Consider the following 16,401-nt stretch of genomic DNA (forward strand, 5'->3'; position numbering starts at 1 on the left):
TAGTTCCTAGATGATCTCAAGCCACTGGGGATCTTCATCATCTTCATCTGAAGAGTGGGCCGAAGATGGGATGGGAGCGGCAGGTGCAATTGGAAGGAGGGATTCGGATGCCACGTTCGATGGCTTAAAACTGCTGTTGTTCCGCGTGGTGCGCTTGGATCGTTCGCGACGCGCTTTCTTTGTTTCTTTTTCTGCGGACTCTTCTTGTTCTCGCATTAACCTAATGCCTTCGAAGATCATGTCTTCGTTCGGCTTGCGCTGGGGGTCTTTGTTGATCTCGTTCGTGACCGCCCGAAGTTCCCAGTCACTGATGGGTGGCCGACTACGATCACTGTATGGGATCTCGATGTAGTCGTTCAGATCTGGATCAAAGAAGTAAATCCGACTAAGGTCTCGCGGATCAAATGCAACGGTGAATTTTCGGCTTTTTGTCGGATCTTTCGGATCACGTTCGACCACGCGGCGCCTTAGTTGGTCGTCCCAATAGTGGATGTGGTCTCGGACAATTCCTGAGACCTGCACAGTCGGCTGAAAGTGCGGAAAGAAGTCGAGCATTAGCCGGCGCGGATTTGCGATCAGTGGAGGGAGCCCGATGCCCGGATACTCGTTGTCTCCCGCGAGGTGTTTTTCATACAGTTTGATGGGCGGGTAGCCGGTGCTGCGATGCTTCTTGTGGTGGTAGCGGTAAGTGATAAATATGGTTAGCCAACGCTCATACTCGGCCATGGTCATCACTGCTTTGCCTTCAGAGTCGTAGTCCAACTTCTGTATGACATTGGAGAAGGTGGTGCCCTTTAGCCGTTGCGTGGCTTTCATGAACGTACGCATAGAACTTTCGACGTGACCACCGTATTGCGGTTGCCCCTTCGGTCTATGTTCCAAGATGATGTCGTGTTCTGCGCAGCCTCTCGTTAACGCAATTCCACGAAAGTCTTTACCGTTGTCCGTATGGATCTTTCTCGGAATGCCCCATACAGGCCACGGGGCTTCGAGTCCGCGTTCGTCGAGCCATTTGTCTTTGGGTAGGACTGCATGGGCTACTGCCAGTGCGGCAGCAAGTGAGCCGGGCGCGTCAAGACTCACACAGAACCCTACGACTACGCGAGTGCACACATCGATCACCGATGTCAGGTACCCGCGGCCGATGGGTTTTCTATCTCTTTCATCAACGAGAATGATGTCTATCGGCGTATGGTCGATCTGGACAACGGCCAATGGAAAGCTCGCGTCAGGAAAAGATCCTCTGAGAGGCTCATACTTTTCTTTTGCTGCCTTCGGTCCAAAGCGCCCGGTCATGATTCGCCTTGGGTCTTGTTGTTTGATCATTCGAACAACCGTCGACAGACTTGGAGCGATCGTCTCTGTTTTAAGGCATTTGCTCCTGATTTCATACCAGGTCTCTGTAATCGAGGGGCGCTCTGGTTTTGTGTAGAAGTCAGATATGACTTGTTCAATTGCATCTATTGTTTCTTCAGCAAGCTTTCGAGTGCCTTTGTCGGATCGTTGCTTTCGAAGGAAAGCTGACGCCCTGCGATGCTGCGTCCACTTCTGTAGGTACTTGTAGATAGCGACTGTTGACTTTTGAAGTCGCGCGGCGGCTGCTTCGATGGCTTGTTTCTTCTCATGTCTTTGAGCGGACAGCACCGGCCGCAAGGCATCAAGAATTTGGAGTGCATCACGCCACTCGAGTTCGTGGATCTCCTGGAGGTTTCTTTCGATGCGATATGTTCTGCGGGGCTGCAGTTCGGTGACCGGAGCGACTGCTCTGGAGGAGTTGGCGATCGCTTCCAGCTCGGCTGATTCAAGTCCTTGGAGGTCTGCGACGATCCATTCTTGACCTTCCCAGCAGACAACCGTGCCAGGGACTAGACGCATGACTTGCCGAGTCCAATTCGGGTGTTCATTGTCAGCTTGTGCTGGTGGTCTACTTGTAGCTCTTCGAGCGCAACCATGCGCCAGATCTGCCCAATAGCGACGTCAAGCTGTTGACCTGAAGAAGCGACGTGCTCAAGTATTGATGTGGGAGTGGTCGCTCCATCTGCGACTGCAGCAAGAACGGCTTGGTCAATTGCGGGAATGGCTTGGTACGACTTGTACCGATGAAGAAATCTGATGTTTAGGAGACGCTGGCCTCTGATCCGATCTTCTGATAAGACTTTGAACTCCCAGCCTTGCTCCTTTGCGTGTGCTCGAGCCGCTCGGAATTTTCTGAGAAAAGGCTTAACCATGCCAACGCAATCGGCCCGGTACTTGACCTCGACCAGCCAAGGTTTGCGGTCTGATTTCCAGAAGACCAGGCCGTCAGGTGTGTAGGTGGTCTGGGCGTTGAGCTCCTCGTCGAAGTAGCTCAGTTTGACGGGCTGGGCGTGAAACTGTTTGAAGTCTCGGTCGGCGCGGAGAAGCTCCATAAGGTCACGCTCTAGTGCGGACTCGTAGCGATTGCCATCGGGCATCGTGCCCGTCATGCTGCGGGTCTGAACTCCGATCTTTCGAACTGGCTTGAAATCCAATGCGCGTTCCCTCTCCCATGAGGGACGCCAGGGTGCTTGCCGGTTTCAAGCGGCGAGCCGAGCATCCCATTGCAAGAACAAGTGGTTTGCATTGAGTGTGGGCCGGCCCGCCACTACGTCTTTATTGGAATTGGGCTGTTCAAACCGTGTTGATTTTTCTGTCCTTTTTTTGAATTCAAGTGCTGCATTATTCCAGGAGACTACTACTCGAAAAAGTGTTCATGTTTTTTCCGTGTCCGGCTCCAGTCGGCGAGAAGCGGTCACTAGCCAGTCATCGATGTTGGCGACCAAGGGGCGAATCTTCGCTATGCTCCTTATGGGCAATGAGCTCCCAAAGTTCGATTTAGCAAGGCATGCTCCCTCCCGATTCCACAACTGCACAAGACAAGCGCTGCGAGCGCCCTGAGCCGCTCATGAGCTGGGCCGTGCGGGTGAGTGCGGGCCGGCAGGCTGTTCACATCTCCATGCTCAACCCGAAGGAAAACGGCGCAGCATGCGGTTGCCTTTGCTTCGCTTGTGGCGACAAATTGCGTGCGATCAATGTTGGCAAGCCGGCCACCCACTTCGAAAAGGCAGGCACCCAACGCCCCCATTTCAAGCACGACCATGGTGGAGCCGATCGCAAATGCTTGTCAGCGGTAGCTCGCCTGATTGCGCTGGCTCACTTTATCGAGCAAGACGTGATCGTCTTGCCACCTCGGTCTTACCGAGTCACCCGTCTACTGGCCAGTGGCAAGACCATCGAGGTGGTGAAGGAATCGCCAGGTGTGACCGAGAAGGTGGTCGAGCGGCGTTGGGTAGACGACCAGTCAGCCATCCTGCTGCTTGCAGACGGTAGGGAATTGGCCGTCACCGTTCGTACAGCTCACTCTTTGGGCCCTGACGGGGTTTCGCGTTCGGTGCTGTCCTTCGCTGGGGTTACCAATCCAGATGTGGCCGGCTGGAGCAAAGAGCAAATCCTGGCCCAGCTGCTTTTGCCAGGGTGGATGAAATGGGATCGCCATTGGGATGACGAGCAGCTTGATGAGAGTGCCCAGGGGCAGCTCGCCAGTGACGAAGATCAATTGCTGAGCGATATCCCCCGGGAATGGCTTGAGGGCTTGTCGGGCAAAATGGCCAGCGAGACGATCCTGCACTGGGTCATCAAGCGTGCAATCGAGCGCCACAAAACTCTCAAGTTGCCGGAGTTTTCTGTCATACGCACCCAGACCATGCCTGATGGTACGGTTGCGCGAGAGACTGCCAAATTTGCCCAGCAAACCCTCTTGATTGACCGGGTGACGTTTGAGCGTAAGGTGGGCGACATGGTTCCCGATGCTGTTTGTTGGGCCAGCAGGATGGGCAGCAACGATCCGCCCTTCCAACTGCTGATCGAAGCTGCGGTGACCCACTACGTCGACGACGAAAAGCGGCAGAAGATCCTGCAATCAGGCATTGCGTGCATCCAAATACGGGCGGACCTGTTTTCCCAGGCTGGCGCCGTTCCAGTTGCCAACATTGAGCGAATGGTTTGCTCGGACGCTGCGGGGAAGGAGTGGATTAAGCCGCCTGACCTCACGACAGAGATAGCCCAAGCAGATCGCCGATTGTCCGCACGAGCTCGGACCATTCAGAAGCAGGTGGATGATGAAAAGCGCCGAGAAGAGCAGCGGGTACGGAACCAGGCCAAGTTGGACAAATGGTACCGAGACGCTCCTGACCAAGAGCTTGCAGAACGTTATCTGAAGGAGCTGTGCGCCGTTTGGCTCGGACACAAACCGCCAGCAATGTTCACCATCGAAGTGGACATGAATTGCGTTTGGCAGAGCCTCACCGGACGTGGAATGGCAAGGGGCTCACGCATTGAGGTTGAATCCAAGAGTGGGCTGCTCTACCTGCTGTGGCGGATCCAGGATCTGCCAAGCCTACCTGGGCATACCGAGCAGGCAATTGAGATGGCATGTGCAGCGGCCCAGCCAGGATGGTCTGGCAGCGCTCCCAAGGCAGTGCTGGCCATGTATGCACTCCGGGCTTACCACGGTGGCAAGCTTCGCGCGAGTTCTGATCTCTATCGGGACACGGTAGACCAGATATCGCGGTCGCTGAAGGCTGGAGAATCAACTTATGTCCGAGATGTCAATTTGGATCCACTGCTCCGGCTGCTGTTTCCTGAAATTTCGGCAGACTTAAGCAAGTCGGTGGCTACGCCCGCAGCAGTTCGGGAGGTTCTTGCCCAGCGCATCGCGGCCGAGGAACAGGCGCGGGAAGTCAAAGCCCGACGTGCACGGCGCAATCGGGCCGTCGCCGATGGCAGGGCCGCACAGGCGGCCGCAAAGCTTCGCAGCGGCCTTGATGCCGAGATCGCCCTGTGCGTTTCCAAGGCACGCTGGATGAGGTCTCAGCTGGGGCCCCAGGATGCAGCCAGGCTGTATGGCTTGTTTGGTGGCAAGGTTAGCTTCCATGGCCTGGATACCATGACCGTCATAAAGTCAGCGCTCGAATTCAAGGCCCTGGGGCGCTCGATCAAGTTGCTGCTGGAGGGGCTTGCGTTCACGCACCCCAACGATGTGCGCAAGGCATTGAAGCTCTTGCACCACGCGAGCATTTGCGTGGTCGTCGACGACAGTCTGATCAGCAACGCCTGAACGCAAAATTGGTACCCCAAACGCCTGCAGCACGTTTGTCAATGCGCCTGGACACTGCATCGGTTGGTTCGACGACAAACTGTCGCTCGAAGATCCACTTTGGTTCGCAATGTGACTGCCGTATTGGTCTCAAATCGGCCATGAGCGGTCTTCGTCGAGCAGCTGCTTTCGGTACGCTAAGCCTTGGCCCTGACGACGCCCGGATTTTTTGGTCTGTCTACTTCGAGGTCGCGATAGGAGTCGTTATGTCAACGTCGCCGGGGCGGCTCCGCATCGCGAAGAACTGCATTCGAGCAGCATCGTCAGTGAGCATGAAGTTTGCGATATGGTGATCGCTGGGTGCCACAGCATCCGAGTACGTCACCATCTGTAGCTCAGACGTGTCAAATTCCACCGCGAGGCTGGAGAAGTCGTACTGGTAGCACTCTTGAAGCACCTTTAGGTCGCGAGATGGGAACTTCTTCTTGTAGACGGTGTTGTATTTCGGCTGGAAGTACCGGATGAGCGCTGCTTCGACCAATGAGATCTGAAGCTTCTTGCTGAAATTGGCATCCAATGCCTTGGTGAAACGCTTCTCGTCTCGCTCGCCGCGGATCAAGCTCTTGTCCATTCCGTTCATCATGCTAATGATCCGTGGCGGCACGTATTCAACGGTAAGCACCAAGATTTCGCTTGAAGGCGATTCATAGGCGGTGGTAGCAAGAATTTTCTGCAGCGTGTCGTGCTTTCGAAGGCGATCAAACGCAGAGCTGTGCCCCCCTGCGTATGACTGACCAACGTACAGCACTTTGAGCTTGCGAAATGCGTGTTCGTAGGACAGTTGAGTTTGGTAAACGCTGATCGCGTTCGCCGGCATCCAGCGGACGATGCTACCTTCCGAGTCGTACGTCCTGATTTCGTTGTAAGGGTACGGCGACAGATCAAGTCGAATTGCGCCGTCCGTCAGCTCGAACGGACTGGAAAATTGATGCCGTTGCTCGCCGTCGTCATTGCGGTAGACGAGCGAGCCTGAGATCACACCGTCGGCGTATGAGAAATCGGAGGGATCGAAGTGAACGGCCGGCCGTGTAACGACCATGTAGATGTGGCAGTTCTTCGAGATCTCCAGCTCGTTCGGAAGCATCTCTCCGTCTGACATCAGCTGACTGGCCGAGGTCAGCAAGAACCGAGAACTAATAAGGTTGACGGCGAATTCCGTCATGAAGTTCTCTGCCGATTTCTTAAGCCTCGCCACCCTGCTCTCTCCTTGTCAGCGCAGCATTATAGGTACTAGGAAACCCGGTGCACATTCACCCATGCTTCGAATTTGATCGCCAGTTTCCTTCGTTCTTCGGTCCCCCCAATGGGCGGATGAAAGTTGACTCGAACGGCGGCATTGCGGCGCCTTCTACGAACGTCTGCAACGGGTCGGGATGGTGAGGCCAGCGCATGGAAGACCGGCCGTTCAACCCTCGCCACATCTAATAGCCGCTGTCGGCGTGGCCCCTGAAATGGTAGTCCCGGCCAAGAGCTGTCGATCGTTAGTGACAGCTTTCGGGTAGGCGGTCAAAGAAAAGCCTCTCGAATTTTCGAGAGGCATGCAACAAATCAGGCCTTGAGCCAAAACGTTCGCAGGACTTCGGGACTACGAAAGCCTTTTGCAACAAGTTGCTATTTTGCGATAGACGTATTCTTCAACTGCACGTTCCCACGCGCTTCCGAAATCTGTCACGGACCTTGGGTCGACCGGCGCAGGGTGGCGCTGCTTGAGCATACTGCGAAGTTCCGCTCCCAGCACCCAGCACCCAGCACCCAACTCACAACTCACAACTCACAACTCACAACTGCACGACGAAGCGAGGAAAATCGTTCCATGCTACAGCGATCGACGGACCATCTTAAGATGGACATCAATTCATCGATCCACGCCCAGGCCGCTATCGACGCGGCCGGGAGCTAAATCCGCCAGGAGGGGCGTCCAAATTGAGCGAAAGTGACGAAAAGCAGCGGTTTCAACGCGACGTCGTCCTGACGTATAAAGCTTTCAGCAGTTCAGACCGCCAGCGCGAGGTTCTTGAGAAGCTCAGTCTGTTTCACGATTGCCTACTGTTGGCTATTCGGAACCCGGACTTCAAGCAGCCATTTCTAAAAGTTGAATGCCACTGGATATCCAAAGGTCAGGTACGACACCTCAGTGACGTCAAGCTCATAGTCAGAGGCGCCGAAAGAGGGCAGCTGATGGCGTTGCTCGATCACAGGCCATTTTTTTCTTTCGACGAGCTCAGCGCCCAGGTCGGTCTTGCAGCTTTGTTCATTGGAAGTAGGCGTGACTATCGCCAACTTGTCGATGCTGCTGGTGGCGACCGACAGCTTGTAAAACGAGTTCTGTCGCGTTCCAACGAACTCGCCGCCTTGCAGGCCTTCGCAAGTTCAAGCACGGTGTTGCGCACGATCCGCACCGATCCCCACTACAGCGTAATCGTCTCAACGGACGAGGAGCAGTTCGCGCTGTTCGCGCTCGATTCGCTGCTTCAGGAAAAGCAACGGAATTTTCCACCTGACACCGAAGGCATTGATGCGACATTCGAGATAGCGCCCAAAAAGCTCCTCCAAGTTCGCTTGACGTATGGCGCTGTGCTTGATTCGCCGCAGCCAATGACCGTTGTCATTGGTCCGAACGGGGTTGGAAAGACCCGCTTACTTCTCGGCTTGGGGAAGGCTGCGCTCGGACGGAGAGGAACTGAGCTGAGCGCTTCCCGGGAAGGTAAAGTCGCACCGATGACCTGGCTCCCGCTGGTGTCGTTCACATACGAAAGATCTCTGTGGGCTGGACTCGCCCGCAGTGGGGCCCGCATTGTTTCGCTCGGCGTGTCGGCCCCGAATTGGCGCGGCTTCACCAATGTCTTACGGGCGCTAGCATTGGATCAGCACCGCGTTAGTTTCAACCTGGCGGCCCTTCATGAAGTGATGACTGACGTAGCGAACCTCAATCACCTCTACCTTCCGACGCTTGTGAAGACAGCGCAGGACGCGGGACATCCGCAACCGAGCATATCGCTGTCGAGCCTGAGGGATTTCTCCGATCCGAGCATTGTGAGCGCTCTCGACCTGACGAAAGAAGCCTATTTCTGGTCGACCGACATTGGCTTCTACCGCATTAGCTCAGGCCAAAAAAGCGTGCTGCTTTTTGGCGCCCATCTCTTCAAAGAGGCCGCGCTTGGTGCATTCGTTCTGATCGACGAACCAGAAAACCATTTACACCCGCGCTTCGTTTCTATCCTCATGCAGATGTTGCACAAGGTCCTGATCGCGACTGAGTCCAGGGCGGTGGTGGTCACCCATTCGCCGTTCGTCGTTAGGGAAGTCGACAAGACTGCCATTTTGATCATGCAGCCCGACAAGAACGGAGATCCAGCACTCTACAGAACATCCATGCAGACTCTAGGTGCCGACGTTGGTTCGGTCTCCGATCATGTATTTCTAGATTCCGATACGCGCAAGAACTACGAACGTCGTATCGATGCCATGCTTGATCAAGCGCAAGGCGAACAGGAACGGCAACGAGTTGTTGAAACGGTTGAGGCCTCCGTAGGCAGAGACGCAGAGCTATACATTCGCATGAAGGCGATCGGAAGGCGCGGACCTTGAATCAGATCAAACTTCCGAGAGCCTTCCAAGAGGACCTTGCCGCGCTGCGTGAACTACGAGCCAATAGACTCAAGGCGTCACCAACGCTCCGCGCCTGCTGGAAGTTCGTTGAACAGGAATACCGTGCCTACGAACTGCGTTATCGACAGCCGGTCCTGCTGGGTAAGCTGAAGCGACTGACGGTTCCGTCTGCCAGGCTCCTCAACGAACTCTACGATCGCAGAATCAGTTGCTTCGGCTACATCCAAAGGCTGCGGGACAGCGCGAACAAGATTCTGCAGTCCTGCCCATATTGCGGTTTACCAGGCGACCTGACGTTGGATCACTATCTCCCGCGTTCGGTAGGCCTGTTTCCCCATCTGTCTGTCTTAACCGCCAATCTTGTGCCAGCTTGCATGCCATGCCAGCGAGCTAAAGGAGAGTTCTATCCGGGCTTTTCAAAGGCCCTGCGCGTGCGAGTAATCCCACCACCCGCCACTCTGCACAAGTCCGTTCTTGAGCGTCCCGCTCGCAGTGTGTTCGGTCGACGGCTCGCTGGCAAGGCTCGCCTAGCAGGCCAATCACGCGTATTGCACCCGTACTTCGATGAGATCTTCAGCACCCGGATGATGCGCCTTGTCGATGTCAATGGCCTCAAAGTCCTGGCAGCCTCCAATTCGTTCTATCGAAAGTACCGACTGGTGAACTTTCATGTTAGCAAGCTCCGATTGGCCGAACGCACTGCGCGCGAAATCAACAAGGCGCTGGACTACTTCGTTGCGTCACTGCAAGCTCATGAGGTCACGACCATCGGAGACGCTCATCGAATTGCGCAGGCGGAGCTGAAAACAGCTTATGGCGCCAATAGACAGGGCGGATCGATCGACATTCTTGTCCGCCACGTTGTCGCCGATGATCCTCGGCTCTTGGGTGAACTGTTCGAGAGATCACAGGCTTCACCAGGCGAACTGACGCTGGAGAGTCAGGTCGTTGCCCTGAACATTTGAACGATTAGACTACCACTCACGGCCGTACCTCTGACTGCCGCCGTAGGTGCTTTCGGGCTAGGTGCTAGACGCCTGGGCAGTGAGCGGGCTGGGAATTGCTCCGGCCGATACGTCATCAGCCACAACCGAAAGGGCGACCCGACATCCTCCGTTTTTTAGCGGAAGAATAGGGAGTCAGCGCTAAGAGGCTCTTCCCGGACATCGTGGTCTGGGAAGGTTCTTGCGCTGGAAATTCGGGGCACTTCGACCCGAGATGTATTAACTTCTCTTCCAACCGCCTTTGGTCAGTGGAATGCCCGCTTCCGGGCATTCCAGCGACGCCGTTCGACTAGCCAGCCGCTCAGGGGCGAAAGCGCCATGCCACCCCGGGTTGATGTTGGCCATGATCCGCTTGTTCTCAGGCTTTGACACCCCTATAGGTGGGAATCGTCATTTCGTGATCCGGAAATATAGTGGGTACATCTCACTGAGCTATCCCGGAGAAGATTTTGCGACTGGAAGATGAAGGCTTGATTGACGGAAGTGCAGTTGTCGACAGGCCCCTTGTTTTCGAAGGAGAGGCCAGTGGGTCAATGACGGTTACGGCCGATGGCACGCTGCATCTCCGCGGGACCTGTTGCGGCTCGCTTCATGTGCACAAGGGTGGAATCGCTATCGTTCACGGAGTCGTCAAGCAAGACGTCATCAATGAAGGCATTCTCGAACTGCGCGGCCGCGTAGAGGGCAACTTGTTTTCCAAGGGCGCCTTCTATCTTCGTATCACTCCTGGAGTGGTTCTCGGCACGGTAGAGATCTGAAAGCCTCCAATTTTCGAAACGGCCAGCTGGCGCATCGGCGCACTAGAGCAGGGTTACAAGCGGTTGCACTGCCGAGCCTTCGATCTGAGCGACATGCAACTTTCGCGTTGAAAATCTCGCCTTCTTTCAAAGATAAGAAAAGCCAAAAATCAGGGAGTCCGGATGGGACTGAATCTTTCGGTATTGACGGAGGCGCTGGCCTCTATCGTCAAGCAATGGACGACTGAAAAGCGCCTCTACACCTTGTCTGCGCCCGGCAGCGGCTGCGCCTTGCCTGCCGACCTGATGGTCGAGAGCTTCGTTTTAGAAGAGGCCGTCTCTGAACCGTTTCAGCTATACGTCAATGCATTGGTCGTCAATGCTCACGTGGAACTTAAGCAGCTCTACGCACGGCCCATCACGCTCCACACCACCCTGGCCGATGGCAGCCGTGCTCGTCGCAGCGGATATGTCACCAGTGCAGACTCGCTGGACGCGGACGGCGGCTTTGCCCGCAAGGGGCTGATGATTCAACCATGGCTGGCATTGCTCAGCCACACCTTATCCAGCCGCCTTTGGCAGGACCGATCCATCATCGAGATCGTTGAGGACGTATTCGCCGACCATCAAAGTATCGCGGCGTGGAAGTGGGACGACGACGTTCCATCCTACGTTGCCCAAGGTCTGTATGCAAGGAATGGCGGCAAGCGAAGCTATTGCGTGCAGTACCGGGAGTCGGATCTGGACTTCGTCGCGCGCCTTCTGGCTGAAGAAGGCATTTGCTGGCGTGTGGATGAAGACGAAACCGCACCTGGTGGCCACACTGTTGTGTTCTTCGTCAACAGCGGCCAGCAGCCGGAGGACGTCACAAGCCAAAGCAGTCTCGGCGGACAAGGCATCCGCTTTCATCGCAGCAGCAGTCAGGAGGAGCAGGACAGCATCCAGGCCATGGGATCAGTGCGCCGTATCGGGTCAACCGGCATGGTAGTTCAGGGCTGGGATTACAAGGCCAACGCGGCCATCGTGGCAGATGTGCCAACACACCATGTATGGGGAGGCAATACGGCATCCAGTCTTCAAACCTGGCTGACCAGTTACGACCCTACGGGCGACTTCATCTTTGGCGGTCAGGCGGAGGCACAGTTTGCCGCCACGCGATTACAAGAAGCCCACGAGGCTCGCTACAAGATTTGGCTGGGCCGAGCCACTGTTCGGACCTTGCGTGCCGGGACATGGATGGCTGTCACTCAATCCACGCTGGATCCGCTCGCCTCATTCGGGATGGAAGCCGATGACAAGGAATTCTTCTGCCACGCCGTGCATGCCATCGGGATCAACAACCTTCCGAAGGATCTGAGCGTTGCGATTGCAGTGTCATTGGGGCAAGCGCGCCTGCCTGAGCTTCGCCTGCCCATGGCGGATCAGTTTTCAGTTGACGAGGAAGGCCTTCACGAGCTGGCAGCGCTGACTGGATTTGCGTGCCAGTTCCAGGCCTTGCGGCGCAGCATCCCTTGGCGAGCCGTGCTGCTTGACGAGACCGGTCTTCGGCCCCGGCCGCGGCCAACGGCACTCGGGCCTCAGACCGCCATCGTGGTGGGCCCTGACGGTAGCACCGCCGCCAATGGCGCCGATGAGCTCTACACGGACAAGCTTGGGCGCATCAAGGTCAGGTTTCATTGGCAAGCCAACCCTTATGCGCCACAGCGGGCCAGCACAGATCACAGCTGCTGGATTCGGGTCGTGCAACGATTCACGGGTCCTGGGATGGGGCACCAGTTCATTCCGCGCATCGGCCAGGAAGTATTGGTTGGCTTCCTGAACAACGACATTGACCGTCCCTGCGTGATGGGCAGTCTGTACAACGGTCGGGGAGAAGGTGGCGTGCCTCGAACCCCTGGCGGCCAGGCATCCAAGCGCGTTACGGACGCCTTCGCCGAGTCAACCGACCACACCCCCAGCGGGCAGATGAATTTGGTAGGCGCTGGCGCTGGTGGCAACAGCCCTGCGTGGCACGGAGCTGCGCCTGGCGTGGCCAGAGAAGGCCAGGCTGCCCAGAACAACGCGACAGCGCTCAGCGGCATCAAGAGCAAGGAGTTCGGTGGGCAGGGCTACAACCAGAAGGTGTTCGACGACACGCCGGATCAGCAAAGGCTGCTGCTGCACACCAGCCAGAGTCAGACATGGCTCCAAATGGGCCACCTGCTGCATCAGGCAGACAACTACCGGGGAAGCTTCAGAGGCCAGGGCTTCGAGTTGCGGACCGATGCCTGGGGCGGTGTCCGTGCTGCACGAGGCGTGATGCTCAGCACCTTTGGCCTGAACAATGGCCTGGAAATGAGCTCAGATCCAGCTGGTGACAATGCTGCGGGCATGGCGTTGGCCAAGCAGGTGCAGCAGTTGGCTGCGACCTTTCACCAGGCTGCCATCACGCACCAGACCGTGGGGCTCGCCTGCGCTGCCGGCAGCCTCCAAGCCAACCAAAGCACGCTCGACAAGTCGCTGTCGCCCGCTGCAGCACTGACCAAAAGCCTTAGCGGCATGGTCAGCCAGAACAGCTTGCCCACGGCCTTGAAAGATGCCGCGAACAAATCTGTCCAGGCAGGCCAGGGCCAACTTCCGCACATGGCTGACCCCAACATTGTCATAGTTGGGAAAGCAGGGGTAGGCCTCACCGCCGGACAAGACCTGCATCTGAGCAGTCAGGACACGACCAGCATCGCCAGCGGGCAGGACACCGATTGGGCAGTCGGTGGCCAGATGCGCATTCACACCGGTCAAGCCATCGGTCTGCTGGCTGGCGCCATCCAGCCCGGCTCTGAAGCAGCCGGCAAGGGTTTGACCGTGATCGCCGCGCAAGGACCAATCGATCTGCAGGCCCAGACCGGTCCCGCTCAAGTAGCGGCCAAGGATGTGCTTGAGCTGAAAACGGCCAACGGCGTGGTCACCATCGCTGCGGCCAAACGCATTGTTCTGGCAGTGTCAGGCGGAGCGAGCATCACCATTGATGGAGGCTCCATATCGGTTGAATGTCCCGGAAAGATCCTGGTTCAGGCGAGTCAGAAGAGCATGGTGGGTGGCGGCACCATGAACTACACCATGCCGGTCATGCCGAACAGCGAGACCTCATGGGTCGCCATTGAAGGGCTCTACGACGATGCCTGGAGCACGCAGTGGCCACTTGAAAACATGAAGATCGCAGTCAATGGCAAGACAGCCATTGATTCTGTGAGCGTGAGAAAAATACCAGGGAATTGAATGGCTGAGCCAAACCACGATTGGAAGGTCAACGTCCCGAAATCTGGCGACGTCACCGTCACCTCCTATCCAGAGATCACCGAGAAGGAAATCGACGACGACCGCAAGGGGTTGGTCGTTCAACTGCATGGCGCCTATGAGAACCTGGTGGAGTACATGGCGCCATTCCAAAGGGAGTGGGATGCTGGGCCCATGATGTCCATCGCGCAGAGCCTCCAGCATGGTGCAGGCGATGGCGCGGCGGCTTGGGGCGATGACTTCAAGGACATGTTCAAGAAGGAGACTTGGATCAACTTTGGCGGCAAGGTGAAGTCCATGGCCGGTTCGGCCATCGATGCTGGCCAAGACTACGCCACCAGCACCGCCAAAGACATCGTCAACCGGGCCAACAGCACTGCCAGCAAAGTTCAGGGATTGGTTGCCAACTCTGACACCACCCTCAGAAGCTGGGGCTGGTGGAACGCTCAGATTGACGACCTGAGCAAACAGGCTCAGGCCGAAATGGACCGCTACGGCGAGAACATCTCCAACGCGGTTGACGCAGGACAAGAGATGGTCGAGAAGGCCCGCAAGTTCTACAAGCACCGCCAGGCCATCATGGACTTGCCCAGTTTCATTGCGGCGGGCAACGTCAAGGGCGTTCAAGGCTTTGTCGACACGGTGCTGGGCGACATCGATCCAGCCTTGGCAAAGTCGATCAAGCAGGATCCGAACTTCTATGTGGTTCTGGAGATCATCGCTGACCACGACAGCGCCGTCACCTACATGGCTTACCTGGGTCTGATGATGGAAGCAGTGCCTCCCAATTTTTTCGCCTACATCTCAGGCAAAGGAGCGATGTACCTGCTGATCGAGGTGGTGACCTTGATCATCACGGCTTTGCTGTCAGCCGGCGCTGCTGCGGCCGCCCGCGTCACCGCCTTGCTGGCCAGATTGGCAATGAGTAGCACCAAGGTGGCCAACGCCGCCAAGAAAATCGAAAAGGCCAAACAGGCCTTTGACGCATTCGTCAGGATGATTGAAACGATGACCGACGCGGCCAGACGCCTGCAGGAGATGGGCGAGAAACTGGCGGTCGCCCGACTGAGGGGCCTTCGATTCAAAGGAAGAACACAGCAAAAGCTGCAAGCACAGCGGACCTTGGCCAAACGCGATATCAGATGCCGTCGTTGTGGCAGCACAAAACATCGCACGCCACGCGGACCTCGCGGTGTGGTGGTTTACCGCTGAAAAGGATGGGCATGCTCGGAAATACCTCCAAAGACAGTCAGTACTTGAAATTGATGAACGGCTTGATCAAGGCAGACGGCAAGCATCCAAAGCACAAGGGAGTGAAGATGCAGGCGCATCACATTCTCTCTGCGGATGGCGTGAAGCTTTCTGGACTTGCGAGCAAGCTTGAGGATTTTGGCTACGACATCAACTTGAAAGAAAACTTGGCGTTTCTCCCTTGCACACTGCAGGGAGCGTGTCACCTGGGTGTTCAGCCGCACCGTGGAAACCACACCGCAATCAGTGACCGCGAGGAGTCGGACTATGACGATGATGACCACCCGCGCAGCTACCATCTGATGGTGGCCAAGAAAGTTGAGATGCTGAAGCTGCCCGTGGACAAGGCCTGCACAGGATCCGATGATCCCGCCCGATCGCAGGTCAAACACAAGATGGATGTGCTGAGCAAATCCGTGCTCGGAATGATTTGTAGAACGCCCAACCTCGCGCGCCTGACGAAGATCGCGGATCACTTCTCGATAGGCAACCACGTCGGATGCTCGGGAGCGGACGCGGTGAAGGACCATCGTGAGTCGACGAAGTGTCCGACGGGCAGGAATCATCTGGAGCGCCAAGGCCCCGGCCAACGCAAAGAGAAGATCAGTTATGCATCGATTGGGTTGTACGGCGCCGCGCCTGGAAAGTGAACCATGAATGACTTTGATAACCAGTATTTCTTTGTTCTTCAACCGCGCGATGACGAGAAGACTGTCGACGTATTGCCATTCTTGACGCCCGATGAGAGCACGGCCAAGTTGCCTTTCCAGTACGAGGTTCTACCGGTTGGTAGCAAGCCTTTGGTGTTCATCAATGGATTGAAAGAGATGGGGAAGAAGTATGGGTACTCCTTTGTCAGGACCCCGCCTTCTGTGCTGTTCGCAGGCAACCATCCTGTGGTTTCAGGAGAGATTAGAGACAAGCTGTTGAAGTTCGATTTACCAAACCTCGCGCTGCAACCAGCCATGTACATAGATGACTGGGGAAAGTGGCACGAAGACTACTGGTACATGACTTTCCTTGACAGATTGGATTGCTGGGACAGGCAGGCCTCTGACTATGAGCAGGGAATCGAACCTATCAGGCTCGGCGGCTTTGAGCTCTACCAGATCTATCGTTTCAGCCTTGACGAAGACGTGCTCAAAAAGGTCCCTCTCACGGAAAGAACCATTTTTCAGATGGGTGGGGCTCAGGAAGGCTTTGTCGTTGCCCACCAATCTGTTGCTGCGGTCTTTCGCTCAGCTGGCAATGGTGCTCAGGTCTTGTCCATCACCGACTATCCCGACAAGTATTGAGTCAACCTCATCGTCATTCGAGCAACCACTCACAGCCACTATGTCTATCGACGCGACGC

At 56.3% G+C, this 16,401-nt stretch carries 11 protein-coding genes; 8 read left to right on the top strand and 3 right to left on the bottom strand.

Annotated elements, in window-relative coordinates; translation table 11 throughout:
* Window positions 1–6: 6 nt before the first annotated feature.
* Both Q7V20_RS21740 and Q7V20_RS21745 read right to left on the bottom strand, forming a co-directional pair.
* Window positions 7–1,875, bottom strand: coding sequence for a Mu transposase C-terminal domain-containing protein (locus Q7V20_RS21740; protein WP_304795852.1), 1,869 nt, complete (start codon window positions 1,873–1,875; stop codon window positions 7–9).
* Window positions 1,866–2,510, bottom strand: a complete 645-nt coding sequence (locus tag Q7V20_RS21745) for a TnsA endonuclease N-terminal domain-containing protein (RefSeq protein WP_304795854.1) — start codon at window positions 2,508–2,510, stop codon at window positions 1,866–1,868. Before Q7V20_RS21745 ends, Q7V20_RS21740 begins: the two co-directional genes overlap by 10 nt.
* A gap of 413 nt (window positions 2,511–2,923) precedes the next feature.
* Here Q7V20_RS21745 and Q7V20_RS21750 point away from each other — a divergent pair, with 413 nt between their 5' ends.
* On the top strand, window positions 2,924–5,134 hold the full coding sequence (locus Q7V20_RS21750) for a hypothetical protein (RefSeq protein ID WP_304795857.1): 2,211 nt from the start codon (window positions 2,924–2,926) through the stop codon (window positions 5,132–5,134).
* Between the two features lie 217 nt (window positions 5,135–5,351).
* Here Q7V20_RS21750 and Q7V20_RS21755 read toward each other — a convergent pair whose 3' ends face one another.
* Window positions 5,352–6,335, bottom strand: a complete 984-nt coding sequence (locus Q7V20_RS21755) for a hypothetical protein (RefSeq protein WP_304795859.1) — start codon at window positions 6,333–6,335, stop codon at window positions 5,352–5,354.
* A 761-nt stretch (window positions 6,336–7,096) separates the two neighbouring features.
* Between Q7V20_RS21755 and Q7V20_RS21760 the strand changes: the two genes are divergently transcribed.
* The 7 genes from Q7V20_RS21760 to Q7V20_RS21790 all read left to right on the top strand — a co-directional run bounded on the left by Q7V20_RS21760 (window position 7,097) and on the right by Q7V20_RS21790 (window position 16,342).
* Complete coding sequence (locus Q7V20_RS21760) at window positions 7,097–8,761, top strand: AAA family ATPase (protein ID WP_304795861.1); 1,665 nt, start codon at window positions 7,097–7,099, stop codon at window positions 8,759–8,761.
* A complete protein-coding gene (locus tag Q7V20_RS21765) occupies window positions 8,758–9,747 on the top strand; it encodes an HNH endonuclease (RefSeq protein WP_304795862.1) in 990 nt (329 codons plus the stop codon). Before Q7V20_RS21760 ends, Q7V20_RS21765 begins: the two co-directional genes overlap by 4 nt.
* Window positions 9,748–10,235: 488 nt before the next feature.
* Window positions 10,236–10,544: a hypothetical protein gene (locus Q7V20_RS21770; RefSeq protein WP_304795864.1), complete on the top strand. Its 309-nt coding sequence runs from the start codon at window positions 10,236–10,238 to the stop codon at window positions 10,542–10,544.
* 270 nt (window positions 10,545–10,814) lie between these two features.
* On the top strand, window positions 10,815–13,778 hold the full coding sequence (locus Q7V20_RS21775; protein ID WP_304795866.1) for a type VI secretion system Vgr family protein: 2,964 nt from the start codon (window positions 10,815–10,817) through the stop codon (window positions 13,776–13,778).
* Complete coding sequence (locus Q7V20_RS21780) at window positions 13,779–15,008, top strand: hypothetical protein (RefSeq protein ID WP_304795868.1); 1,230 nt, start codon at window positions 13,779–13,781, stop codon at window positions 15,006–15,008.
* 11 nt (window positions 15,009–15,019) lie between these two features.
* Entirely contained in the window at window positions 15,020–15,697 is a 678-nt protein-coding gene (locus Q7V20_RS21785; protein WP_304795870.1) for an AHH domain-containing protein, read from the top strand.
* Window positions 15,698–15,700: 3 nt separating this feature from the next.
* Window positions 15,701–16,342: a hypothetical protein gene (locus tag Q7V20_RS21790; protein WP_304795872.1), complete on the top strand. Its 642-nt coding sequence runs from the start codon at window positions 15,701–15,703 to the stop codon at window positions 16,340–16,342.
* The last annotated feature ends 59 nt before the right edge of the window (window positions 16,343–16,401 follow it).

The organism is Aquabacterium sp., from assembly GCF_030652515.1.
Taxonomy (GTDB): Bacteria; Pseudomonadota; Gammaproteobacteria; order Burkholderiales; family Burkholderiaceae_C; genus Aquabacterium.